The 22719-nt window shown below is 61.6% G+C and carries 26 protein-coding genes; 9 read left to right on the plus strand and 17 right to left on the minus strand.

Annotated features, from left to right (window positions below; genetic code table 11):
- Positions 1-58 precede the first annotated feature (58 nt).
- The 4 genes from AC3FOF_RS23675 to AC3FOF_RS23690 all read left to right on the plus strand — a co-directional run bounded on the left by AC3FOF_RS23675 (position 59) and on the right by AC3FOF_RS23690 (position 2067).
- Positions 59-592, plus strand: a complete 534-nt coding sequence (locus AC3FOF_RS23675; RefSeq protein ID WP_488727936.1) for a hypothetical protein — start codon at positions 59-61, stop codon at positions 590-592.
- Positions 593-726: 134 nt separating this feature from the next.
- Entirely contained in the window at positions 727-969 is a 243-nt protein-coding gene (locus AC3FOF_RS23680) for a hypothetical protein (protein WP_017226616.1), read from the plus strand.
- Between the two features lie 284 nt (positions 970-1253).
- The gene (locus AC3FOF_RS23685) at positions 1254-1547 is read left to right on the plus strand and encodes a hypothetical protein (RefSeq protein ID WP_017226615.1); all 294 of its coding nucleotides are present in this window, start codon (positions 1254-1256) and stop codon (positions 1545-1547) included.
- A 178-nt stretch (positions 1548-1725) separates the two neighbouring features.
- Positions 1726-2067, plus strand: a complete 342-nt coding sequence (locus AC3FOF_RS23690; protein ID WP_035811261.1) for a hypothetical protein — start codon at positions 1726-1728, stop codon at positions 2065-2067.
- Between the two features lie 153 nt (positions 2068-2220).
- Here AC3FOF_RS23690 and AC3FOF_RS23695 read toward each other — a convergent pair whose 3' ends face one another.
- The 3 genes from AC3FOF_RS23695 to AC3FOF_RS23705 form a co-directional block, all read right to left on the minus strand.
- Complete coding sequence (locus tag AC3FOF_RS23695; RefSeq protein WP_488727937.1) at positions 2221-3759, minus strand: class I tRNA ligase family protein; 1539 nt, start codon at positions 3757-3759, stop codon at positions 2221-2223.
- A 291-nt stretch (positions 3760-4050) separates the two neighbouring features.
- The gene (locus AC3FOF_RS23700) at positions 4051-4776 is read right to left on the minus strand and encodes an NAD(P)H-binding protein (RefSeq protein ID WP_488727938.1); all 726 of its coding nucleotides are present in this window, start codon (positions 4774-4776) and stop codon (positions 4051-4053) included.
- A 103-nt stretch (positions 4777-4879) separates the two neighbouring features.
- The gene (locus AC3FOF_RS23705; RefSeq protein ID WP_488727939.1) at positions 4880-5623 is read right to left on the minus strand and encodes a hypothetical protein; all 744 of its coding nucleotides are present in this window, start codon (positions 5621-5623) and stop codon (positions 4880-4882) included.
- A gap of 232 nt (positions 5624-5855) precedes the next feature.
- On the opposite strand from AC3FOF_RS23705, the gene AC3FOF_RS23710 reads away from it, so the two are divergent.
- Positions 5856-6902 (plus strand): SRPBCC family protein, encoded by a 1047-nt coding sequence (locus AC3FOF_RS23710; RefSeq protein WP_488727940.1) that lies wholly within the window; start codon positions 5856-5858, stop codon positions 6900-6902.
- A gap of 22 nt (positions 6903-6924) precedes the next feature.
- Here the strand turns inward: AC3FOF_RS23710 and AC3FOF_RS23715 are convergent, their stop codons facing one another.
- From AC3FOF_RS23715 to AC3FOF_RS23780, 14 genes are all read right to left on the minus strand, one after another.
- The gene (locus tag AC3FOF_RS23715; RefSeq protein WP_488727941.1) at positions 6925-7443 is read right to left on the minus strand and encodes a hypothetical protein; all 519 of its coding nucleotides are present in this window, start codon (positions 7441-7443) and stop codon (positions 6925-6927) included.
- Positions 7444-7553: 110 nt separating this feature from the next.
- Entirely contained in the window at positions 7554-8078 is a 525-nt protein-coding gene (locus tag AC3FOF_RS23720) for a hypothetical protein (protein ID WP_488727942.1), read from the minus strand.
- A gap of 1 nt (position 8079) precedes the next feature.
- Entirely contained in the window at positions 8080-8538 is a 459-nt protein-coding gene (locus tag AC3FOF_RS23725; protein WP_488727943.1) for a hypothetical protein, read from the minus strand.
- Positions 8538-8888, minus strand: coding sequence for a hypothetical protein (locus tag AC3FOF_RS23730; protein ID WP_276269146.1), 351 nt, complete (start codon positions 8886-8888; stop codon positions 8538-8540). The genes AC3FOF_RS23725 and AC3FOF_RS23730 overlap by 1 nt, the downstream gene beginning before the upstream one ends.
- Before the next feature lie 357 nt (positions 8889-9245).
- Positions 9246-9533: a hypothetical protein gene (locus tag AC3FOF_RS23735; protein WP_488727944.1), complete on the minus strand. Its 288-nt coding sequence runs from the start codon at positions 9531-9533 to the stop codon at positions 9246-9248.
- Between the two features lie 121 nt (positions 9534-9654).
- Positions 9655-10245: a hypothetical protein gene (locus AC3FOF_RS23740; protein ID WP_488727945.1), complete on the minus strand. Its 591-nt coding sequence runs from the start codon at positions 10243-10245 to the stop codon at positions 9655-9657.
- 28 nt (positions 10246-10273) lie between these two features.
- Entirely contained in the window at positions 10274-11053 is a 780-nt protein-coding gene (locus AC3FOF_RS23745) for a hypothetical protein (protein WP_488727946.1), read from the minus strand.
- Positions 11040-11480: a DUF2628 domain-containing protein gene (locus tag AC3FOF_RS23750; RefSeq protein WP_276269142.1), complete on the minus strand. Its 441-nt coding sequence runs from the start codon at positions 11478-11480 to the stop codon at positions 11040-11042. Before AC3FOF_RS23750 ends, AC3FOF_RS23745 begins: the two co-directional genes overlap by 14 nt.
- Positions 11481-11486: 6 nt before the next feature.
- Complete coding sequence (locus tag AC3FOF_RS23755) at positions 11487-12230, minus strand: hypothetical protein (protein ID WP_488727947.1); 744 nt, start codon at positions 12228-12230, stop codon at positions 11487-11489.
- Between the two features lie 258 nt (positions 12231-12488).
- On the minus strand, positions 12489-13088 hold the full coding sequence (locus AC3FOF_RS23760) for a hypothetical protein (RefSeq protein WP_488727948.1): 600 nt from the start codon (positions 13086-13088) through the stop codon (positions 12489-12491).
- A gap of 458 nt (positions 13089-13546) precedes the next feature.
- On the minus strand, positions 13547-14374 hold the full coding sequence (locus AC3FOF_RS23765; protein WP_488727949.1) for a hypothetical protein: 828 nt from the start codon (positions 14372-14374) through the stop codon (positions 13547-13549).
- 28 nt (positions 14375-14402) lie between these two features.
- Positions 14403-14636 (minus strand): hypothetical protein, encoded by a 234-nt coding sequence (locus AC3FOF_RS23770; RefSeq protein WP_488727950.1) that lies wholly within the window; start codon positions 14634-14636, stop codon positions 14403-14405.
- A gap of 244 nt (positions 14637-14880) precedes the next feature.
- The gene (locus AC3FOF_RS23775) at positions 14881-15009 is read right to left on the minus strand and encodes a hypothetical protein (protein WP_488727951.1); all 129 of its coding nucleotides are present in this window, start codon (positions 15007-15009) and stop codon (positions 14881-14883) included.
- The gene (locus AC3FOF_RS23780; RefSeq protein ID WP_488727952.1) at positions 15006-18011 is read right to left on the minus strand and encodes a WG repeat-containing protein; all 3006 of its coding nucleotides are present in this window, start codon (positions 18009-18011) and stop codon (positions 15006-15008) included. The genes AC3FOF_RS23775 and AC3FOF_RS23780 overlap by 4 nt, the downstream gene beginning before the upstream one ends.
- Before the next feature lie 570 nt (positions 18012-18581).
- Here AC3FOF_RS23780 and AC3FOF_RS23785 point away from each other — a divergent pair.
- From AC3FOF_RS23785 to AC3FOF_RS23800, 4 genes are all read left to right on the plus strand, one after another.
- A complete protein-coding gene (locus AC3FOF_RS23785; protein WP_276269136.1) occupies positions 18582-18734 on the plus strand; it encodes a hypothetical protein in 153 nt (50 codons plus the stop codon).
- A 516-nt stretch (positions 18735-19250) separates the two neighbouring features.
- A complete protein-coding gene (locus AC3FOF_RS23790; protein WP_488727953.1) occupies positions 19251-20147 on the plus strand; it encodes a DUF4123 domain-containing protein in 897 nt (298 codons plus the stop codon).
- A 530-nt stretch (positions 20148-20677) separates the two neighbouring features.
- A complete protein-coding gene (locus AC3FOF_RS23795; protein ID WP_488727954.1) occupies positions 20678-21391 on the plus strand; it encodes a DUF3592 domain-containing protein in 714 nt (237 codons plus the stop codon).
- A gap of 336 nt (positions 21392-21727) precedes the next feature.
- The gene (locus tag AC3FOF_RS23800; protein WP_488727955.1) at positions 21728-22669 is read left to right on the plus strand and encodes a tetratricopeptide repeat protein; all 942 of its coding nucleotides are present in this window, start codon (positions 21728-21730) and stop codon (positions 22667-22669) included.
- The last annotated feature ends 50 nt before the right edge of the window (positions 22670-22719 follow it).

Genomic DNA, 22719 nt, shown 5'->3' on the forward strand with positions numbered 1-22719 from the left:
CGCCAGCCCCGCCAGCCCCGCCAGCCCCGCCAGCCCCGTCAGCCGCGGAGGCGCACGGATGAAGGATGTCGCCCATGGCGCCGGCCCGGCGGACTGCCATGCCCCGCCGCGGCTGCAATGGCGCAGCCCGTGGTGGGCATGGCAGGCCTTATCCTGGGGCGCCGCGACCCTGGCCGCGCCCACCTTCCTCACCGTCGGCGCACTGCTGCTGCGCGACGCCCGCAGCGATCATCCCTTCTTCTGGCCGTCGCTGATGGCCATCGTGGCGCTCGCCAATGCCGCGGCGATCCTGCGCATCAACCATCTGCACCAGCGCGCCGCCTTCACCCGGCGCAGGGAACTGGCCTTGCGCTACCTCGGCGCCGGCATGTGGGCGGGGTGCGCCATGTTTATCCTGCTCGGCTGGAGCACGGGCGTCCTGCCGGACATGGTGGCGCCGATGGCAGGCACGGCCGACGCTGCATCCCCTGCCATGGCAACGGTGCCATGGAGCGTAGCCATCACCCTGGCGTTCGGCATGGCATCGATTGCCCATGCCGCGGTGCTGCATGCGTGGATCGCGTTCCGATATCCTCCGGATCACCTCCGGTGAGGCAGGTGCCGGGTAGTTGAGCGCGCCGGGTGGGCATGCCGACTTTTGATACGATGGTGGGTAGAAGCAAGGTTGCCGGCGGGTGCCTGCGCATGGCGATCATGCAATTCCCCCAATAAGAAGCGGAGACAGCCATGACCAAAGAGATCGGATGGAAGAAGCGGGTTTTCGAGACGCACGAGGTACAGGTGCAGGTGCGGCAGAGAACGCCCAACGCCTGGGAATACACGGTGCGGGTCTGCCGGCCCGGCACGAACATCCGGGCGGCGGGGACCCTGCTGGAATCCTCGAAACTGACGGATCATTTCGCGACGGCGGAGGCGGCCGAGGTTGCCGGTTTCGCCCATGGGGCGGAGCTGGCCAAGCGGTTGGCTTAGGGTCGTGGTGGTTTGATCGCGGCAGCGGTGTCACTTTTTTATGCCACCGCGCTCGGCGGCGGCGGGCCACGTTATACTTCGCGCGTCGCTGCGAAAGCAGCGGCCGGGATTAGCAGCTCGTTGAGAAGGCGGACCGTCGCTACCAGGCGATATTCTACCTAGAAACCGCTCAGGAAGGAGGCATCTTATGCCCCAGTCTTCGCTCGTCCATACCGGGCAAATTCCATCTCCCGACATCCCGGCAATCCGTCCGCCCTTGCGCGCCTCGCAACGGAGGGCGCCCGATGTATAAGCACACCCGCTATGGCATCACTGCCGAACAGACGGGCGCCGACATGTTCGTGACCGCCCATGCCCCGTCGGAAAACCCCCTTAGCCTTGCCGCTGAAAAGGCTTCGCAGCTTCATGCACTGCTGGCGGTGGCGAGCGAGAATGCCGCAGCAGGGGGCTCGTTCGGCGGTCTCACCGAAGCGTGCCAGCAGCGGCTTCTTTCACTGGCTGCCGGGCTGGCGAATGAAACGCTGGTGCTGAGCGAGATGGCCGCGCTGGATGGCCGGGGGGAGGGCGGCAATGGATGAGGGTGGTGCGAGTGCGGTGCTGCTGGTAGGCTGACCGGGCTCGGCCGCCGGCCATCCGCTCGCGTGATGCCGGCACCGATCAACGGCGAGTCCCAATCGTTCCTTCGGTCCGATTGGGACGAATGCCGGCATCTTGCCGGCTGAGCTGAGCTTATCGTACGACTTGAAAAGGAATCGCATGTCCAAACAGCAACCCCGATGGAACCGACCTATTGCCGCAGGCGCGATCGTGTTTGCAACGCTGATGGCGGGATGTGCCGCCCAGGCCCCCGCGAATCCCGTGCCGTACCCGGGCCCCCAAGGCGCCCGCGGCACGCCGGAGGGCTGCCAGGCCGACAAGCTTGGCGATGACACCCTGATCGGCAAGACGGAGGCCGATGCCATCGGGCTGCTCAAGGGCTGCGCGTGGCGGTTTGGCGACCGGGATGGCCAGCACATGCCGGGCACCATGGACTACAACCCGCAACGCCGCACGCTGGACGTCAAGGATGGCAAGGTGAGCGCTGTACGGCGGGGGTGAAGTACCGCGTCGGACAAGGGCAAATCCGGCATTCTGATTCTCATTGAATCCGGTGGGAATCAGAATGATCAGGGCAACGAAGGTACCGTTCACGTGGCGATGGCGGACGTGTTTGATATCCGCCGTCGCCACGATACGCTTGCACTCGTATTCCTACACGTCATCGCCAATTCCACTTGGCCGCTTTGGATAGAGGATGCCTTCCCTGACGACGCTACCCGGCTTTACGCCATGGCCCCAAGGCGAGTTCCAGCGCGGCTCGGCAGATACGCCAAGCAAGGATCTCAACTCGTTCATCTTGCCCGGCATGACTGGAGACAGCAGGTTGGAAACGCTGTACAGGGCTTCGAGGAGCGTGTAGAGAACCGTATCCAGCCGGTCTGACGCCTTGCTGTCTTTCGCCAATACCCATGGCGCGCTGCTCGCGACATACCCGTTGAGCTGCTTCACGAATTCCATGATCTGCCCCGCAGCGCGTCCAAGCTTCATCTCCTCGACGAGCGCCAGAACCATGGCGGGCAGTTCGGTGGCGCGCGCGATAATCGCTACCTCGCTCGCTTCGTAAGCTGCCGGCGCGGGCACGCATCCGTCGCGATACTTTGTCACCATGGACAAGGTGCGCGATGCAAGGTTGCCCAGATCGTCGGCCAGGTCGCGATTCAGGCGCTGTTCGATAACGGTGTTGCTGATGATTCCATCGAAACCGAAACTGATCTCCCGGATCAGCGTATAGCGCAAGGCGTCGACGCCGTACGTTTCTGCCGCCTTCAGCGGATCAACGCCGTTGCCAAGCGACTTGCTCATCTTCCGGCCATCCGAGCCGAGCAGGTGGCCGGACACGTGCAAACGCCGATACGGCGCGATTCCCAGCGCATGCGTCATGCTCAGCCAGAAGAGCGTATGCGTGCGCAGGATGTCCTTGCCAATCACATGCTGCACGGACGGCCAGTAATCCGCGAAGGCAGGCTGGCCAGGATAGCCGAGCGGTGAAACGTAGCCGAGCAGCGCGTCGAACCAGACGTAGGTAACGTGTCCGGCATCCCACGGAATCGGGATGCCCCAATCGAGACGATCCACCGGGCGCGAGATGCTCAGGTCGCCTATCGGTTCTTCCAGCAGCTTCAGTATTTCACTACGGTATTGCGTGGGCTGGATCAGATCCGGGGTGTCCAGCAGCAACTGGCGCATCCATTCGCGGTGCGCATCCATGCGGAAGAAGTAGTTGGGTTCGCGCCGCAGCACAGGCGGATCCTTGTCCTCCGGAAGTTTGCCGTCCACCAGTTCCTTGTCGGTGACGAAGCGCTCCTGGCCGATCGAGTAGAGCCCTTCATAATCCGCGAGATAGATCTCGCCGGCCTCGAAGAGCCGCGTCAGGCATGCGGATACGACCTCGGCGTGCGTGGAAGCGGTGGTGCGAACGAACAGATCCGGTTCAACCGACAGACGCCGCCACGCTTCTTCAAACGACCGTGCGTGGCGCTCCGCGAACGCATGGGGTGCCTCGTTGGCCTGCATCGCGGCCTTGGCGATTTTCTCGCCATGCGCGTCGGCGCCGGTGAGCAGCAACACCTGATGCCCGGCGGCGCGCAGGTAACGGGCCATGATGTCCGCATGGATGCTGGCGTAGGCATGGCCCATATGCGGCCGGTCGTTCACGTAGTAGATCGGCGTGGTGATATATCGGTATGTCATTGCAGCTCCAAAAAGAAAAAAGGGACGCCGGCGGCGTCCCTTTTTAGAAGCAAAAAAGCCCTCAGCGCCTGGGGGGATATCCTTCCAGGGGCATACGCATCGAGTGAACGGAGGCTTTGATAGCTTGAATCTTCATTGTGTTGAGTCTAAGCCGAATATATGGCGAATCGGCGGACGTGGCCGCAGTGGGCTTGGCCGCAAGTCTTGAATCCTGCCAGCTAATTCAATGCGTGTCCAGTGTCGATGCGCGGGCCGCTAGACCTGAGTGGCGTCGCGATCATTGCCAATCAGTCAACCACGGCGCCGCGACACAAGCGGTGCCGCATGGACAAAGGCATTTGCCGCAGCCTCCTCGAGCATCCACCGCCCCATCGCTTCATACGAGACTGGCGACAGGGAGCTTGGGCCGCCGCCTCTGTCTGCCAGCGCGATGGGCCGCTCGTCCTTGCCGCGAGCGTTGACGGCCGCACGGACGAGAGTCCAGCGAAGCGAGGAAAACGCCCCCCTGCCAAGGGCGTCGACGACAGCCTGCAGTTCGCGAGCCCCGCGGCCCATCGAGCCAGGCATCCGGGCGAAGAAGCGCATTGCCCAGCTCGCGGGTTTGCCTGGCGCAGACGCGAGCAGGGTGTTGACCAGGACGATGCGGTCGACGGTTGCCGCCAGCATTGACGCCTCAACCGCAGCCATGTTTGCGGAGAGCAGGGCCGACGGGTCATGGCTCGTCGATGTCACGCCCAGCGCGGTGATCACCGCGTCCGCGCCGGAAAACGCGTCCGCGAGCGCGGCGCGGTCGGCGAGCGACCGGACCACGGCAACGCGGGAGCCGCGCGGCACGCCGGCGATGCGTTCCGGCCGCGAACGGACCACGGCGGTGAACTGGATGCCTTCCGCCCGGCACACGCTGAGAATACCCTGGCCGAGGCCGCCCGCAGCGCCGATGACGGCCACATGGCGGGGCAGTGGCCGGGATTGGCTGGCGGCAGCGGGGGCCGTCGTGTTTGGATATGCCGGGTTCATGATGTCAAGCCAAACGGCACGCAGGCACTGGTTTTTTCTGTACTTCGATATTCTTCCTCATGGGGCATACCCTGACCCAGGCAGGGAAGTGAAGCGATAAGGGTCATGACTTGTAGTACACCTTGATAGGAAAACCGTACTTCCTGCCTTGCTTCACGCACCACTCCGGGAAAGAGCCGGCCGGTTCTCGCATATAGGCCTGCCAGTCGGCGATGAGCGCATCGAAGTAATGCAATTCAGATTCCAGGGAGGCAAGCCCCTCGGAATCCGGCGCGCTCGCCATGAGACTTCTGGCGTGGTCCAGTGCCGCCATCACCTCGGCAATGTTGCCGATGAAACGGGTTTCATCGAGGTGATGGGTAGCATAGTCAGCGCAGGAGAGATCATGATCGATCAGCAATCGCCGTACTGGCTTATCCTCGGGACACATGGATAGCGCCTTGGCCAGCAGTTCAATATCACCTGACAGGATGCCGAGCCACCTGACCGGCAGACTCGAATGCGGTTCTTCGTCCTGCCATCTTCGCAGCGTCGGCATCAGAAACCCGGCGACCAGCGGCTGCGCCAGAAACTGATGGACTCCCCGCGCCCGTGCGTTTGACTCCAGGATATCGATGGCGGCAGCGCTGGCGGTCGCGCTGTCAAATGCACGAGATGCTTCCAGAAACCGCTCAAGTTCGGAAAATGCCTGGCGGCGCAGGCCCTGTTCGCGAAAGCGGCAATAGCTCGCAAGCGGCTCCAGGTCGGGGTGGGCATCGAGTTCTACAGAGAGCCTCAAGAGGCCTTCGAAGTTGGGCTTGTTCCAGTATTGCATGGCAGGGAGATCAAAAATGAGCGGCCGTCTCATGCTGCCTCGCCCACCCCACATGAGGACTAAGCCAATGACAGGTGCCGGTTGCAATCGACGACCGCCTTTGCATGCTTGTCGGCGCCGAGGGGCGCGAAATGAGCGGGCCTCAAAGTGTCCTGAGTATGCCTTCCATGTTGAGCAAAGATCAACAATTCGAGTCGAGAACCATGTATGCGACAATGCGTGCCAAATTTACAGAAAATGGCCGTACGGACAAGTAATGGAAAAAATGAGCGAAATGCCGGCAGTGGCGTCGCGCAGGAGAATCTGGATCGCATCGGTCGGCGGCGTACTTGGCGGCGTGCTCTACGGGGCCCTGCTGTACGTGTTGATGCGCCTGCATTGGCTGCCTGAAGGCTTCGTCTCGGTTACCGGCATCTTCGGCAGCCCGCTGGTGACCGGTGCGGTCTGCGTGGGCCTCAGTTCGCCGGCGCAGCGGTCCAGCATGGCGTATCGCTGCATGGCACCGTGGCTGTCCATCGCGATGCACTACGCGGTATTCGCGCTGATCCAATGGGAGACCGTGATCTGCCTGATCATGCTGGCGCCGGTGACCTTGGCGCTGTCCTCGTGCGGTGGCCTTCTGGCTGGCTGGATAGCCGATCGCCTGCGCGCGCGCCGGCACCTGCGGCAAGGCATGGTCGGCTGCTTCGCGCTGCTGCCGCTGGCCGTGGGACTTGGCGAATCGGCCGTGCCGGTGCCCGAACTGGTCCACACCGTCAGCAATCGCATCGTCATCAGCGCGCCGCCAGCGGCAGTATGGCAGGGCCTGCTCAACGTGCCGGACATCCGGCGCGAGGAACTGAGCTGGAGTTTTTCGCATGCGATCGGCCTGCCACGTCCTCGCGCAGCCGGTCTCAGCGGCACCGGCGTCGGTGCCGTGCGGGATCTGTACTGGGACGATGGCATCCATTTCCGGGAGTACGTCACCGCATGGGAACCGTTGCAGCGGCTGGGGTACCGCGTGGACGTGTCCCCGGCACGCGAAGCGCTGCGGCGGCTCGATACCCACGTCGTGATCGGGGATCATTACTTCGATCTCCTGCGGGGCGAATACGTCCTGCGTGACCTGGGCGATGGCCGCACCGAGCTGAGCCTGTCCTCCACCTATCGCATGCGCACCATGGTCAATACCTACGGCCGCTGGTGGGCGGATCGCACGCTGGACGATTTCCATACCGTGGTGTTGCGTCTGCTGAAGCAGCGGATCGAAACAGGTGAACAGGGTGGCGCGATCACGGCCGGCCTGGGGTTCCGGCGTCCAGGGAAAGACTGATGTGAGCGGCCATATATCTGCGCTACCGGATTAGATCGCAATGAATCTGCAGCCTTTCCGTGGCGTTATGGTGAATCCGAAAACCGTGCTGTATCAGTGCGGAATGGATCTGCGCCAGGACCGAAGCGGATCGCCGCACACTGCGCCGTTGCAAGAAAGGTGGCGTAAAGACGCCCAGCGGCAGCATCCGCACCCGACGGCCGCTCAACCGAAACGAGACGTCGATATGCGTGCCATCGACATCATGTCCATTGCTTCCGAAAATATCCGCCAGCTCGTCGCGTCTGGCGGGATAAAGCAAGCGGAACAGACCGATGCCAAGCGCGCGAAACCGGTTGCGGGCAAGACCAAGACCGGACGCCTGCGGCTCATAGCCTCGGGTCAGGATCAGGCCAATCTTCGCGGGCAACTGGGTCTGGATAGCCTGTAGCTTGCCCAGGACTTGCGCATCCACGCAGACGTGCCGCGCAGGCCAGCGCGGCCGGATCAGCAGGCCGGCATGGACACCGGGGGACAGCTTGAGCAGATTCACATGCGCCATCTGTAGATAGGTAGGTTCAATGACCAGTAAAGAGCTTGATGCTGGCGGCGGCCTTGTGCAGCAATTTGTGCCGTGCCACCATGCTCAGCCGCCGGAGACCACGTTCGCACTCAAATCCGCTGTATCCGGATCGAACGCAGCCGGACCTGTTTCGCATCTCGCGCAAAGGTGAATATCGGGCCAACAAAGATCCAGTCATGCGGGCCGCGCTCGCACAATGCCGGCGTCCACCGCAACTCCGGCGACAGCATGGCGCCAACGTCCACGCCCAGGCGTCGCGAGACTTCCGCAATAGGCATGCCGACACGCACGCCATTCGGCATGGCGGAGGCCGGCCCGGTAGCAACAAGTGTTTCCACCTCTCGCGTCGAGGCTTTCACGTCAAGCTGCAGACCGGGATAGCGCCACCGGTCTACCTGGAAGGCGCCTGCCGTGCCCGGCACAGTCAACCGCTGGATGTTGTCGGGCTTGCCGAGCGCGCGCCGGGCCGCCGCTGCATCCTGCCGGTATTGAATGCCGTGGATGGCCAACAGCCGTTGCGGATAGCAATAGTCAGGCGACGCAGGCTCGGCGTGCGCGAGGGATGCGCAGGCTAACCACACGAGGCCGGAAAATCCCAAGCCGGCCGGAAACATGTCAGGCTGAAGCGGTTGACGGCAAACGTTTACGAAACGCATCAATGCACAATGGAAGATCTTCGGTGCGAAGTTCGCCAAGGTGGATACGGATTCGCTGCGGCTTCGAATCTGCTGGTTGGCCGTGCTTTCGGTAGTAAACGACGACAAGCTTGTCGCTCACTTCACTGCTTGTTACTTCGCTGTAAAGCACCGTGTGCCACCCGCCGGCGAGCGCCAACTTCGTTTCGAAATAGTCCGCGTCAAACCGGAGATACACGCTTGACCGCTTGAAGATGCCAATCGCGATGAACATGACGGATACCGTGACAAAGCTTCCTACGCCGGCTCCGCCAAAATTGGCCGCCAGGAAAAGCGCCACCACAATAAACACGCAGCCAAATCCGATCATCATATTTGCTCGGCGGTCGGCCTGAAATGCGAGGGCCGTCGAGACTGGGGACGAGACGTTGTCAGCCATCACGTATCCCGCGACGAATCTGCCGAGGACGACACCAAAGCCGCAGCCGCGCGACGTCGGGCATCAAGATCATTGGCGCTGGGGTCGGACTGGATGATCTTTCGTCCACCGATGGCGCCAATCAGACCCAGTGGAACAAATGGGACAGATCCGATGATGACCAGGGTGCCGCCGAGCTTCTTCTTGCCCGCGCCAGCAAGGATGAGCCCAAGTACGGAGATGGCCAGGAATGTTCCTAGAATTGCCGCGGCTACATCCAGGAAGGAGCTGCCTCCCTCGGAATATTGGCCGGAGAGAAAGGCCAGCCCTGCAATGATGTTTGCGATAACGCCGCCTATGGCCAGGCCCATTTAAATATCCTTTAGAAATCTCTGTGCAATCAGTGCGTAGTATATTGCTGCAAACCGCAACGATCAATGAGATAAATCCTAAAGACAGTGAGATAAATCCTAAAGACGCGTGCTTCCTGACGGGCATGCATGCCAATTGCTACGCGGCCGGAGCGAAAGTTGCCGGACGGAACTCGCACCCGCTGAAAGACAGCGCCTTGGCACGGCGCACGGCACAGTAAGATTAGCGAGTTCGCTTCAAGGGAATTTGACGTGTTTCACCGGCATCCAGGCACCTCTGCGCGAGCTTCGGGCTGACGTGGGTGTCGCCCCTTGTCCTTTGCCAGGGTGCGCCCGTGGAGTTGTCGAGTTCCCACGTCACCAGGTACCGCCATTGCGCGTGGGAAACATGCACCCCTGCGTTTTACCCCACAGCGTGAGGACGAACAGGCTAACGAACAAGACGACCACGCCGCAAGAGCCAAGCAGGATCAGTCGCGAAAACGGCTTGGACACGCTGCGGCAGATCTCAAAGAAGCTCTCGGACGACTTTATATCGATACCGCGCTTCCTGCCGTGGCGTTCCATGGCAAGTGCCATAGTGACAATGATCACGCCGATGACCACAAAAATGGCGATCCTGATCGCCTGAATACGTTCGCACATGATGCTCTCGGGTAAGGAACAGGCTGGCTCGATGTTTGCCTTTACCGTGTCGGAGGTCGATCCGACGCCGCTCCTGCTTCGCGTTGACGTGACCCTCCCGGCGAGTGCGACATGGCGTGTCCTACGAAGACAAGCGCGTGTCCTGGCAATCGTAAGGACGGTTTTCTCTACGCGTCGCGCAGATATACAAGGTGTCCCCCTCATCAATGACACCCTGCAACTTGCAGAACTCACCAATGCAAGGCTTATAGGACGTTGGAATGTAACTAACCGCCCGGTTGTTCTTATGGACGATCCAAACGGTACGAAGTCCGTCGAATGCCGCGAAACGGCTATTCTCTGCGAACGCGACACTGTCCGTCGAGAGCATCCCATCAGTGGTGTCGTGCGCGATACGTCCCTGGGCCGTGCCCCACGTGCTGGGATTCGAAACATTCCGCAGCAACGACCAATGGGGCGTCAAATCGTCTAGCTCCTGCGGACCGACACGCGCCAGGCGCAGCGAGGTAAATACATCGTCTCGCGTCCCTTCGGGGCAATCCCGCAGGTCGCTTGCCCACGTCAGGCCCAGGAGACCGGTATGCTCGCGGAAGCATTTCACACGATAGTCATTGTTCCAGTCACCCAACCGGCCAAATGACAATGTTCGAGCCTCCTGCGGCGAGTGCGGTGGCGCGTAGCGGAAGTCGTAGCCCTCGCGGGTGAAGGACATGCCGCTGACCAAGGTATGCCACACGCGGTCACGTACGCCGGCCCCGTCCTCGCGTCCGCCTTTGCTTCCCGGCAGCGGCTGGCGTGCGATAGTCCATCGCCTTGCGTGTCGACGAGCCGGCGCCCAGCCGCGCTTCGTCGAGCGCCGCCCTTTTATGGCCTGACGTCCGCTTTCTCTGATCATGGGCCTTCGCCTTGACCTTGACCTTTGACGCGGCCGCAATCGCGTGCGTATTTCCGTTTGCCTTCCATGGCGCATCAAGGCTCCGATAACCACGGGTAGAGAGTTTGTGGACCTTGACCTGGGTCACGCGTTGAAGCCGGCGCCTCAACCTGCCTATCCAGTAGATGTTGGTGTCATCGAGATCGAAGATCACGTCGGGCATCAACTCGCTTGAAACGAACACCTCCAGCAAAGTGGACCAATGCCTCGCGTTTCGCCAGTACTCCCGGAAGCCCAGGAATCTGACCCGTTCCCATGGCACGGCGCCCGTTTGCGGCGACCATATCCCTTCCGGTCTCACCTCCAGCAGGATCCGTCGCTGCCTGCGAAGGGCGGGGAGCAGCGCGCACGCCGAAAAGGGGACCAGAAGAAACAACATGAGCGCCAGAAAGGAACCCCACCCAGGCTGCGGGCGGCTAGCCTCGTCGACGACGATGAACACCGCGGTCGCGATCGCGATCGGCGCCCCCACCAGGACGTAGAACCAGAAGAACAGGCGCCATTCACGGATGATGATGGGATGCTTCAGGTATCGATGGTCTGGCGCAGGGGGGCGGGACTCACGACGGCGTTCAAGGCGAGGCATGTGTGGATCCCTCTGCAGGTTCTGCCCGCGCGCGCCGTCGATTGGCGCGCTTTTGCTTCTTGGCCTGGTGCGCCTGTCGATACGCGCTCAACGCTTCTTCCTCTGACTCCGCAAATAGGCGGGCCACCTGCCTATAGCCCCGGCGCATGTAGCTAGCGTGCTGCATGCGATTGCCGGTGAGGCCAAGTGCGATGGCCATCACGAATGCAACGGTGCTGAACCATAAATTCACGCGGTCAGCGAGCCAGCCGCCGCACAACTCGAGCAAGGCACAGCCCAGCATCACGGCCGCGCAGTAGCCGACGGCACGCCATTGGCGCTGCCATAGCGCCCAGAACGGCCCGTACCGGAAGGCGGGCCAACTCCAGCCCGCTTTAACGGCGACAAGCCGACCGCTTCCATGTCTGAGGATGGCATGATCATGCATGGGGAGTCAGGGCGTAGCGTTGTGCGGAGAGACAGATAGCGCATCCATGACGGACGGCGAAGGTGGTGGCTTCCGCTGTTTGCACGTCAGCGCTGCCGGCGATGCCGAGTCCGCCTCGACACTTCGATCGAGCGATGACGGCTTCCGGCCCCAGGGGTCGATGCGGTCGACCGCCATGAGCGACGTGCCGAAGATGCTCTGGCAGATGGTCAACTGAAGCCGATCTCCCGGACGCGACGCTTCAATGGCGCGGTCATCTGCAGGGCCGCGAACGTAGAGTTTTCCTTCCGGGCCGATGAACCTGGTCCGTCGATCACAGGTCGTGCTCCTGCGGCCACTCCTGCCCGATGTTGTGGTACACGACACACTCGATTCGAGTAGCGTCGCACTCTTTTCTATACGGAATCCCGCATGGACATTGACCGCGTTCAGGATGACGTGTTGGTCACTGAGAAAGCCGACGCAACAGGCGAAGAGCGATATCGGCACCAGAATCTCTACAGGGAAAAGCGCCGGCGATGTCTTCCTGCCCAGCCAACTCGCCAGCCGGTAGACGGCATACGCCACGTGCGTCATGCACAGCAGCAGCAAACCTCGCCAGAGCCAGGTCGAGTACGGGGCGTAGCGCATCGGCCTATCCAACTGAGCGCCCAGGGTCTCGCTGGCGATCATCGGCAGGTAGCCGACAATCAGCCCAGGCCCGACTAGCGCAAGTACCACCAACAGCGCCACCGGTATCTGATAGAGCATCTTCCAGTTCAATGGCTCGACGGATGGAGACGTCGCTTTGCTTTTTTTCGAGTCCGTTGCAGGGGAAGGTCGCACGGCCATTTTCTCTCTGTGACCAGAACGGAGTCAGATTCGCTTCCTGAACTCGTTCTCGCTGGTTCATCCTCTCATCGGCCATCGCATCGAAGCAAATCTGGCCTCGTTCTCTATTCTTGGAACCCTCCACGGTTTCCTGCGATAAACCAGAATAAGCGCCATCCAGGGCAACTGGTCAGGCGCTTAAGGATGGCGGCGGCTGAAGATCAGGCGGCAAGCAAAGATCGCGAAGATCGGGAGAAAGTACAGCTTTTCACGGGCAACCCCGAAGGTCAGTATGGCAAGCGCCATGACCAGACATCCAACCAGTATCGCGATGCCGAGCGTTCTGGCTTTCCATGAGCCATAAAAATAGCTTTGCAGGGGAACCTGCCCTGGATGGCGCGCACGCCAGTCCGCCATGGCCGCGGCGAAGCTGGTGTAGAAGGCCCCGTACCCGGGGGTCTTGCGGTCTCCTTGTAGCAACAACGTCCAGCGTCCCTGCCGTTCCAGTTTGATGTAGTCATCCAGGTTGTAGCCCGTGATACTGCTGAAGGGGATGCTTCCGTAGTGCTGGAAGGTGAGCTGATTGCCCTCGATGCGCGCGACTTCTCGAAGGGGCGGATAGGTCTTGAAGGCCAGGATCAGCGGCAGGGCGCAGCAAAGCACCGCCAGGCCCAGCACCATGAGCAAGCCTCCCGTGCTCGTGACGGGTATCGCCAGAAACAGAACCAAGGGCGAAAGTGGGCCGGCGAACACGGCCGCCTGGTGCCAACGGGTTCGGATGACGACGTTGGCTGACATTGTCTCAGCCGGGACTGGCGTCGTGGTCTTATCGCGGGTAAGGCTCATGGTCCAGGTGTGCAAGCGATGGTTTTTTTGTTCGAAGAACGGGGCCCGTAAAGACCGGGATCGGGTTCACTTTTAGCGTGGTGGCCCATCAGGAGCCGGCGGCAAGCCAGTTATGGCGGGCGGGGCGGTTCGACGTGCGGCGTCGGTAAAAATGCACGCGTCTCACCATGCAGTCTGCCTGTGCCGGCAATCTGTCCCGCATCTTTGATGTCTGAAGCGTTCCTCAGCACCCAGCCGGAATCGTGCAAGTGTGGCCTGCGGGGACGCGGCCGTCCATAAGACACGTCTGAAAATGCCTAAGAAATGTCTTCATTCTTCCAATACCGAAGAAATGTCTCAATACGGTCTGATGCACAGACGATAACTACAACTCAAGCTCGCCATGTGCAGGGCTGCCCAGCCCTGAATCCCTATTGGGGCGGTCGGCGCTTTGTGCGTTTCCTGGCTTTCGCTCGTGGCATCGCGAGCGACGATGGAAGCTCTGGCAGGCAGCGACGCGCAGCGTCTTGTTCCTTGGGCGTGAGCCGCCGCCAGATTGGGTCATCGTCGGTTTTCCAGTGCGTTGGCAGCCCTGTTTCGAGATCCAGTCGATAGGTGACGCCGCTGCGGGCCGGGGTTTCGAGCTGGCTCAGCGCGTCGTGTTCCTCGGCCGTCAGTCGCCGCCAGACGGGGGCATTCCCGCTCCTGGGATGGCGGCGCTCCCGGTAGGCGACGGCGAACGCTGCCAATACTGGGCCAAATGCAGCGCCGATGAAGACGCCTGCGGTGGTCAGGAGAGGGATGTTGTAGCTGCCGCCGGAGCGGAAAAAGTAGGCGTGGCGCCAGAATTCCCCACCGTCCACGCCGAGGGCCGAAATCAGTAGTTCGGGCAGTTCCACCATGAAGAACATCAAGAGCGGGATGGCCAGCGCCAGGGCGAGCAGACCGAAAACCACCCGGATCGCGGTGCCCAAGTTGCGCGATGCGGCGTAAGCCAAAGCAGGCAAGCCGACGAGCACCACCGAGGCTAGCACGCCACAGCATGCCCCAATGAAAAAGAGGCCGGCCCAAGCGAGCCACAATGACCGCATATCGGCGGGCGCGAGGATCACAAGCGCCAGCAGCACCGTGATGGCGGTAGCCCACAGCAAGTGCTTGCGGCGGGTCCTGGGCAGACCCGCTTCGAAGATCAAGGCGCTCCCCATGATCAACAGCCCGGCGATGCCCGCAACGACAAGGGTGTAAAGGAAGAAGAACATGGGGCTATTGTTTCAAGATCGGTCTGGTTCACTGCGAGCCGGATTCTGAGGCAGAAGCCGGGGCATCGGGTTCGTCGGTCAATGCAATGTTTGGCACCAACGTTTCGCTGGCTTCCTGGAGCCGGGTTTCTTCCACAGGATACATCGCCCGGGCCCGATTGCGACAAAGGCATTCGGCGGCAAGCAGCGTTCCTTGCAGCCCCTTCTCGCGAGTGTCGCGCCAGATCTCGTTGATACGCAGCACCTCGTCGCGTTCGCGCACGAAGCGGTGATGCTTCTGGTAGTCGTGATAATGAACATCCCTTCCTTGGCATAGATACGTTGGGTGTGTCGATTGAAATAGACATGCGTCATTCTCTTTGGACGGTGCAGATTCAACGCAAGAAAAGGGCAGAAGCAGATAACAACACCAAAATCGAGTGCAATGAGCCAAACATCTTGCGGACCGGACGTTGCTGGGCGGGAAAGCGACGTCCAGCATGTTCCTCTGTACCGTCAACAATGTGCTAATTGCACTTCCTTTGCTTCGCCGCTTCGGCGGGCCACTGCACCCGGCCGTTGGCATCGAGAATCACCGGTTCGCGCCCGCATAGCCAGGCGCTGTGCACCAGCAGCTTGCCGCTCGTGTCGATCATGCCGATGTTGTCCTTGACCGCCACGACGGCCCGGCCCCGGGGGCGAAGGGTCGCGCCCACTCGAATACCGGCGGAATGGCGACTTTGCCCTGACGGTTCAGAAAGCCCGTCCGGGTGGGCGGGTCTTCTGCATCGTTTTCCGGAGCCGTGCGTTTGCGCCGTTGCGCCGGATGGCGAGCGGACACCTGGCTGAACGCGGCATAGCCTTCGCTCATGCGCCCAATTTCCTGGTAGGGATATTGGCCCAGCACCTTGCCAGACCGGTCAGCCAGGGCGACAGCGTTCTTCCCCCGAGCACGGCTGGGCGTGAAAGCGATGATGTCCTCGGAGAAACCGCTGGTCGAAGGCAACCGCCCGGGAAGGCGCACGCGTTCCTTGAAGTCGAAGCCGTAGAACACGGTGACTACGCCCTCCGAGCGCGTGTACTCGGTGCTTGACCACCACCATTGCGACGGATCGCCGTGCGCGATGGCAAGCGGCAGCGGCGCACTCGCCGTGGAGCGCCGCCCCTGGAGGTCGATCAGCACACGCTCCGCACCGGAACGCGTCTGCTCATAGGGCAGGTCACGCCTCCGTGGCCGCACCAGCGGCGCCAGCGGCGCCGACCACTCTCCCCGGACATTGAGCAGGCCGTACTGCGCGGGCTCTTTCACCACGAAGATATTTACTAACTGTTCCACGAAGATCTTTCCCAACTGCTCAATGTCTTCGTACTGCACTGCAAGCAGCACCTGGCCATCCGGCGCCATCAGCCCCTTGAACTTTTCATCCATGGTCAACTGCAACATGCCGTGCTTGGCATCGTACTCAATGTCGCTGTAGCCGGGTACCAGCAGCTCCCGGCCTTTCGCGTCCAGCCAGCCGAACAGACGGCCAGAGATGTCGCCGTCGTGGAACCTGACTGCGCTTCGCCAACCGACCAGACGGCCGTTCGCGTCCAGGACCGGATCGAGGCGGCTGTCGAAACGCGGCGGCACGGCCCACTCGCCCTTGTCGTCCAGCAGACCCCAACGCAAGCCGTCCGGGTCACTGGCGCTGACCAGGCCTTCGTGGAAATCCTTGAGATCCACCTTGCCGGGGAAGGTGATCCGGGTTATTTGCCCGGTCGCCAGATCCAGGCGAACAAGCGGGTCGTCGGGATTGCCGGGCGAACCAATGAAAGCACCCTGGCTCACGCGCGTGATTCGCTGCACATCCCTGGGCAACACGTGGCTCTTGCCATCGCGTTCCACCACCATCGGGTGCATGCCGTTCGAGGCAAGCGCGGCGCCATCCTGAAAAGGGTTCAAGTAGTCGTAGTACTGTGGCTGGACGACCCACTGGCCGCGCCCGTCGATGGCGCCCCAACGGCGACGCGCGGAGGGGTCGTCACCCGAGAAGGACATCACAAACGGCTCATCGGGCGGTTCGCGGGTGGACATCACCAACGGTCCCTCGAGCGGCTTGCCGCCAGGGCCGCCGGGGTAGCTGGAGACAAAGTGGCTCATTTCGCCGTAGCCCCATTCGGGATTGAAAACGAGTTGGCCGTCCCGGGTGATGATCTGCGTCTTTTCCCTCCCTATGCCCCACCGTACTACCACGGCCAGAGGCAGCAGATCCAGGCGACTGCGCTCCGTGGCGGCCTCGCCGGAAGGCACGAGGCTCACCGTATCCCCTACCATCAGCGCCTGATCGCCTTGCAATGCACGGTCTTCGCTTGACACCACCCGGCGGCCCGTCGTGTCGAAGATGTCGAATTGCAGCCGCACTTGCGTACCCTCGGTGGCCCGCCCGATCAGCATGAGATGGGTGCCGGAGGCATAGGCACCGGGTGCGGAGATACGGCTGCGAACCATGCCCGTCCGGGCATGGAATGCCCAGCTCCGCTCGCAACCCGCCACGACACTCCATTGCGCCGTCTCTACCGACAATGCGACCGACACCTCGCGCAAGCTTGGGCAAGTGGCCGCGGGCAACAATACTCGTCCGTCTCGGCCAATGATGTCGCTGCCAGCCTTTCCCGCATAGGTGGCCTGGTAGCCGCCCCAGGCCTGCCGCGTTATCCGCTCGTACTTCGGGGGGAGTACGAACCGGCCCTGCCGGTCAATCAGCCCAACGCTACGTCCGGACAGGCTGTCGCCCTCGGCATCCCCGCCCGCCGGTTCGGCCGTCTGTGCGATGGCCAGGCCCTCTTGAAATAGCCCGATCGATGCGAAGCGCGCGGGCACCGTCCAGCGCCCCTGGATGTCCATCGTTCCCCAGAGCGCATCGCGGCCGTTCTGCCCACGCAGTACCGTAGAAAGGAGGCCTTCGCCTGCATCGTACAAGGACTTCATGGCCTCGGGCGCCGGGAACAGCCCGTCATCGCGATGCCAGAGCCAGCGCGCGCCTTGGCGCCTGGCGTGGTAGAGCCCCCAGGCGTCCGGGGCCACGTCGATCTCCAGGCCGGCCTCGAAACGCTTGACCACCTGTCCGCGCCGATCGATCAGCAGATAGCCCTGTCCACGCTCGCTGACCATGGCCGTCTCACCCTGAAAGGGCCCGGCTTGCTCGTAGGCCGGAGCGATTACCCATTGGCCATGGCGGTCGATGTAGCCCCAACTGCCGTCCTCCTCCTCCTTGGCGGCGGCCAGGCCGGTGGCGAAACCATTGACATAGTCGAAGCTGGGAGGAATCACCAGCTCACTGGTCTTGTCGACAAAGCCCCAACGCTCCCCCAACTCGACAGCCGCCAAGCCTTCCGAAAAGTCACCCGCATTGGCAAAACGCGGCTCTCCGGCCAACTTGCCGAACTTGTCCATGAAGCCCCAGGCGCCACCGATCTTGAAGCACGCCATGTTCTCATGCACGTCGCACAAGTATTCGATGGCCGAGCGATCGCTCAATGGCTCCTCGCCAGGCTCCGCCCGCGCCGGGCCGCTGGCCAGCGCCAGCCAGAACAGCGCTATCGAAGCGCGCCATCCCGTCAGCTTGTGCCGGCGGGCACTCGGGAGAGCCAACCATGAGGATCGCGATGAAGTCATACACCGAGGTGTCCGGAGAAATTCAAAACAAACCTGCGACAGGCCATTTACCGGTCAGGGCAGATCCACTGCGTGTGCCGTGTCCCTCGGGTACATCGGAAAGTAGAGCCAATCCGTCTCGTCGGCTGCTGCGCTGGGAGCCGATGCCAGTGCCAACAGACTGCCTGCTGCCAGCCATAGCCGGAGGATGCTTTTCATCGCGGAGTCCACTGCGTCACAACGGACATCGGTCACCAGGGAAGCAAGACGCCGGCATATCGACCCCATGTACGCGTGACGCATGCTCTTGCGGTTCGCAAAAGCCCTCTACGCCGCACCCTCCAACAACTTGCAAGCGCATCGCATTGCCCATTGATAACGTTCCTTCCATGAAGGCCTCGAAGTCCACGCATACCGACGACCTCGCCATCCTTTGCATAGGCGGTGAAATCATAGATGGTGAAATAAGCGGCTTCAAAGCGCACGTCCCTGCAAACGAAACCTCCCACTATAGTCTCGCCCCGCCAGTCTGACTATGAGACGAATCCGAAAGATCATTCTGAAAACGGCCACGGCCTTTCGACGTCCACGATGTCCGGGAAGACGCGGGAGCATCTGTTCAACTTCTGGGGCCTGCTGGACGAGTTGCTCAACCTGGTACTGTTTGGCCTGATCGGACTGGGGATCATCGTGCTGTCCCTGCCGGACTTCCACGGCCGCGAAATGCTGGTCGGCGTAACTTAGCTGGTGGTGGTGTTCAGCTTGCTGATACAAGCCACGGCCCTGGTGCGGCTGGCGAGACATCTGAGTGGTGCATCTGCCGAATGATGGTCCGCCGTTGGATCACGTGCGTAGTCATCGGGATCGCCCAGCACTGTCCAATGGCGGATGAGTTGGACAGGGAAAGAGAAGAAAATTCGATGACACTTTCAGATTTATCTCATAGACCCAGACGGTGTGTAGCGATTAGCATGCTTGCCTGATTTTGGATCGTGAAGCGTGCGCTCCTATGCAACCGGCCTCCGACAACGAACAGTCTGGAAACGCAGGGCGCTTGAGGGCACACGCATCTCAGTGCGGTGACACCTAAAACGAACGAGAGAGGAATCCGTGACAGTGGGGAGCAGTAGATCGTGGACTGGGGCCAGGATTCCCATTGCGATCGGCATGGTTAAGGCTTGGCGGCAAGCCGCTTGCATCATGGTGATAGCCGCTTTGGCAGGCGGTTGCGCCACTGCGCCAGGAGATCGTGCGAACTCGGTGACAACGGTGCAAAACACTGCCGAGTCACGAGGACCCAAGCGGGCGCCGGCGCCTGCTTATCGTGCGCTCTCCGTCGACGGCCAGGCTTACCTGTGGTTGGATGCCGATCAAGCCGAGAATCTAGGGATATCGCTGGACAGCGCATCCATGGTGTGGCCTGCGGGCTCGTGTGCCTATTCACTGATCGGTTGGAACCGTGCCGCACTGACCAAGGCGGACGCGCCGCTCGTAGAGCGCTTGCGACAAGAGGGTACCGAGAATGCGTATGTACTGCTGACGAGCGTCTACGATCAAGAGGCCGTGGCGGCGCATCTTCGAAAGCTCCGGCATATGACCCTGGCCGACGGTCAGTTGGCCTGCTTCGAGTTCGGGTCGGCACGCGAACTGGAGTTGTTCAGTTCGGGCTTGTCGGAGGATCGATGGCATCAGATGCTGGGGCCCATCCATCGCGTTATCTGGCCGATCGGCGCGCATGCTCCTGGGCGGGATTGGCGAGAGGCTTTCAACGTGCGTCCGGTCGAAGCCACGCTACCTGGCGACGGCGCCTTCCATCTGAGTGAGCAGGAAACCGAGGCGCTCGATGCAGCGGCCGGAGAAGCTTTTCTCCGGCTGACCGCGCACGATCTTCGGGAGACGCTGCCAGCGCTTCGCGGTGAGCCGGACGAGGTGCTCATGGCGCGATTGCGCGTCATCCAACAATCCGCTCTCGATCTTGGCTTCCGCTTGGAAACGCATATTCAGAGATATATGGAACTGCGGCTGACGTACCCGGACGAGGCGTTTGCAGCGGACCAGCCGGCCGGGGCGGTGCTGGGCCGCACCGAGTGGGCGCCGCGGCAGCGCCTGGTCGAAGCCGAGCCGCTGCTGAAGCAGCACGCCGTCGCCACGCCGTAGGCGAGGGCCGCCATGTGGAACTTGGTAAAAGTGCGATGGCACTCCTATCTTCTTTGGCTGGTCTTGGTATTGGCTGGATGCCAGGCATTCACGCGGGGCGATGCCATCGTCGGCGCCGAAGGCGACCTACCCCTGACAGACAAAATATTGCCGACATGCGATTTGATGGTAAGCGATTCGTCGAAGAGGCAACCTGCAGCCGCACTATGGGTGGTGAGGTGGGTCCTGAACCGGACGCTCCCCCGGTCGTATACGGTTGCATAACAGGCGGCACCCGTGAGTGAAGAACGGCGGCGACGCGGCGAAAGCGAGATGAGGTTTTCTTTTGCCGCGATGTTCGATGAGCGGGATGAATGCCGGCGAAGCGTTGAGTCTTGGCCTCGCCCGTGTAGCAAGTCCGTCGCGTGCGGGCGGCGGGGCAGGGAACGCCCCCTCCGCTCTATCTTCCACCGCGCACTGGGTACACGGCGCATGCCGCCGATCAGCCTTCATGAGTCCCCGGGGCGGTTCGATATAGGAAAAAATCTGTAATGAAGATCCTAAAAATTCTAGGTGGCACCTTTTTGCTGGTTGGCCTCATGCTGCTGTGTTCCGGTATTGCGTGGTGGCGCTCGGACATGGTGTTTGCCGCGGACGCGCTTCGTGCGCAGGGAACGGTTTCGGATTTGGTCTGGCGCCAGTCTTCCGGCAGCCAGAAGCGCAAAGACGATGGGGTCTATGTCCCGGTTGTCGAGTTCTCGACAAGAGATGGCAACCGCATCCAGATTACAGGGTCTTCGGGCGCAAATCCGCCTGCCTATTCGGAGGGTGATGCGGTAACAGTGCTCTATGATCCGGCGAAGCCGAAAGGCGCCGTTATTGACAGCTTTGGTGAACGCGGAGCAGGCCCGCTCATCCTGAACACGCTCGGCACAGTGTTCGCATTGATCGGCGCCAGCATGCTTGCAATGCTCTGGAGGCGACGCAAGCAGCTTGCGTGGCTGGCGCAGCATGGCACGCTTATCGAGGCGCAACTGACCGGTGCGGATTTGGACATGAGCATTGCCGTGAATGGTCGTAACCCATGGCGCTTGTTCGCCCAATGGTTGAATCCTGCAACGCAGATGGTCCACGAGTTTCAGAGTGATCCGATCTGGTTCGACCCTTCCCTCTATGTCCAGCGCGAAACAGTAAGCGTTGTTATCAATGCCAATAATCCTAAGCAATACGCGATGGACATCTCTTTTCTGCCGAAGAAAGCCTGACGGGCTCGAGCTTGTTGCAACCGTATCTCGCACTTTAAGGAAAACTGAAAGCAATCGTATTCGAAGGCGGTCACACGGACCACGGCGGGTATGCCATGACAGCGAGGAACGGGGTCAGCTTAACTTCCGACATGGCGGCCGAGTAGGAAGTAAACCTGACCCCGTTCTACTTCACCCCGTTCTTCGGCCCGCTGGCTGCACGCGTGAATGGACCTATGGTGTGTTGGCACCTGTTTAATGAAAACCGTCACCTCCGGCCGATGCTGCCTTCCGCGGAAAGCGGAACGGCGGACGTTAAGCGACGCATGGAGACAACGCCGGATGAGGAACTTGATAATGATGCGACGGCACTTCTATCTTCTTTGGCTGGTCTTGGCATTGGCTGGATGCCAGACGTCCACGGAGCGCGATGCCATCGTCGGCACCGACGGCGACGCGTTCAAGCACGAACTGTCTGCCGCCGCTGCGGGCGATATGAAGGCGCAAGCGGCTATCGGCATTCGATACGAGGAAGGCGTGGGCGTGGCCGCCGATGAGGATAAAGCGGCGTATTGGATGCGGAAGGCCGCCGCGCAGGGCGATGCCGCTATCCAGACCCGCCTGGGGCTGCTTCTCTCCAACAAGGAGCCGAAGGAATCCACGCAGTGGTCTCGCAAGGCTGCCGAACAGGGGCATGCCCCTGCGCAGGTCAACTTGGGCATCCACTACATGGGAGGGGTGGGGGTGGAGCACGACGACAGCCAGGCGGTTTTCTGGTTCCGCAAGGCCGCCGAGCTAGGCGACGCGGCGGGGCAGAACAATCTGGCTCTCATGCTCAGGAGCGGGCGCGGGGTGCCGCAAAACTGCCCAGAAGCCCTGGCGTGGCTGCAAAAGGCGGTGGCGCCCGACCAGGCCAGCCAAGCGCGGCAATTCTCAGACGCCGCCATGGCCCAGTTGGGCAATATGTATCGCGACGGGGAGTGCGTCGACCGGGATGAAAGGCGTGCCGTCGAGTGGTTTCGCTCGGCGACCGCGCTTGACGGCATGGACGGCGTCTATGGTCTCGCCAAGGCTTATGCGACGGGCCATGGCGTGGAGCAGGACGTGGTAGTGGCCGTGGCGTTGTTCAAAACCATCGAGGGCCAGACCATCGTCGACAGGGACAACAGCCTTTACGAACTCAGCTTCGCCATCGGCTGGGATGCCAGCTTGCGAGCCGACGCACTGGCCCGCAAGATGCGGGAAGAAGGCCGGCTTGAAGCCCTGGCTGGTTACATGGCTGGCAAGGCGCAGGAGTAAGCGGCGGAACGGGGTCAGGTTTGCCGCTCGGCCAAGATGTCGGAAGGTAA

The organism is Cupriavidus sp. 96C5-1 (assembly GCF_057798855.1).

Coding starts and splice junctions, on each gene's coding strand:
- AC3FOF_RS23755 (WP_488727947.1), bottom strand. CDS start 12,230: ATGCTCTATCAGATACCGGTGGCGCTGTTGGTGGTACTTGCGCTAGTC.
- AC3FOF_RS23775 (WP_488727951.1), bottom strand. CDS start 15,009: ATGATCGACACGAGCGGCAAGCTGCTGGTGCACAGCGCCTGGCTATGC.
- AC3FOF_RS23720 (WP_488727942.1), bottom strand. CDS start 8,078: ATGTTTCCGGCCGGCTTGGGATTTTCCGGCCTCGTGTGGTTAGCCTGC.
- AC3FOF_RS23760 (WP_488727948.1), bottom strand. CDS start 13,088: ATGTCAGCCAACGTCGTCATCCGAACCCGTTGGCACCAGGCGGCCGTG.
- AC3FOF_RS23785 (WP_276269136.1), top strand. CDS start 18,582: ATGTCCGGGAAGACGCGGGAGCATCTGTTCAACTTCTGGGGCCTGCTG.
- AC3FOF_RS23700 (WP_488727938.1), bottom strand. CDS start 4,776: ATGAACCCGGCATATCCAAACACGACGGCCCCCGCTGCCGCCAGCCAA.
- AC3FOF_RS23745 (WP_488727946.1), bottom strand. CDS start 11,053: ATGCCTCGCCTTGAACGCCGTCGTGAGTCCCGCCCCCCTGCGCCAGAC.
- AC3FOF_RS23710 (WP_488727940.1), top strand. CDS start 5,856: ATGAGCGAAATGCCGGCAGTGGCGTCGCGCAGGAGAATCTGGATCGCA.
- AC3FOF_RS23695 (WP_488727937.1), bottom strand. CDS start 3,759: ATGACATACCGATATATCACCACGCCGATCTACTACGTGAACGACCGG.
- AC3FOF_RS23715 (WP_488727941.1), bottom strand. CDS start 7,443: ATGGCGCATGTGAATCTGCTCAAGCTGTCCCCCGGTGTCCATGCCGGC.
- AC3FOF_RS23730 (WP_276269146.1), bottom strand. CDS start 8,888: ATGGGCCTGGCCATAGGCGGCGTTATCGCAAACATCATTGCAGGGCTG.
- AC3FOF_RS23735 (WP_488727944.1), bottom strand. CDS start 9,533: ATGTGCGAACGTATTCAGGCGATCAGGATCGCCATTTTTGTGGTCATC.
- AC3FOF_RS23725 (WP_488727943.1), bottom strand. CDS start 8,538: ATGGCTGACAACGTCTCGTCCCCAGTCTCGACGGCCCTCGCATTTCAG.
- AC3FOF_RS23680 (WP_017226616.1), top strand. CDS start 727: ATGACCAAAGAGATCGGATGGAAGAAGCGGGTTTTCGAGACGCACGAG.
- AC3FOF_RS23685 (WP_017226615.1), top strand. CDS start 1,254: ATGTATAAGCACACCCGCTATGGCATCACTGCCGAACAGACGGGCGCC.
- AC3FOF_RS23690 (WP_035811261.1), top strand. CDS start 1,726: ATGTCCAAACAGCAACCCCGATGGAACCGACCTATTGCCGCAGGCGCG.
- AC3FOF_RS23780 (WP_488727952.1), bottom strand. CDS start 18,011: ATGACTTCATCGCGATCCTCATGGTTGGCTCTCCCGAGTGCCCGCCGG.
- AC3FOF_RS23705 (WP_488727939.1), bottom strand. CDS start 5,623: ATGAGACGGCCGCTCATTTTTGATCTCCCTGCCATGCAATACTGGAAC.
- AC3FOF_RS23740 (WP_488727945.1), bottom strand. CDS start 10,245: ATGTCCTTCACCCGCGAGGGCTACGACTTCCGCTACGCGCCACCGCAC.
- AC3FOF_RS23795 (WP_488727954.1), top strand. CDS start 20,678: ATGAAGATCCTAAAAATTCTAGGTGGCACCTTTTTGCTGGTTGGCCTC.
- AC3FOF_RS23800 (WP_488727955.1), top strand. CDS start 21,728: ATGATGCGACGGCACTTCTATCTTCTTTGGCTGGTCTTGGCATTGGCT.
- AC3FOF_RS23675 (WP_488727936.1), top strand. CDS start 59: ATGAAGGATGTCGCCCATGGCGCCGGCCCGGCGGACTGCCATGCCCCG.
- AC3FOF_RS23750 (WP_276269142.1), bottom strand. CDS start 11,480: ATGCATGATCATGCCATCCTCAGACATGGAAGCGGTCGGCTTGTCGCC.
- AC3FOF_RS23765 (WP_488727949.1), bottom strand. CDS start 14,374: ATGTTCTTCTTCCTTTACACCCTTGTCGTTGCGGGCATCGCCGGGCTG.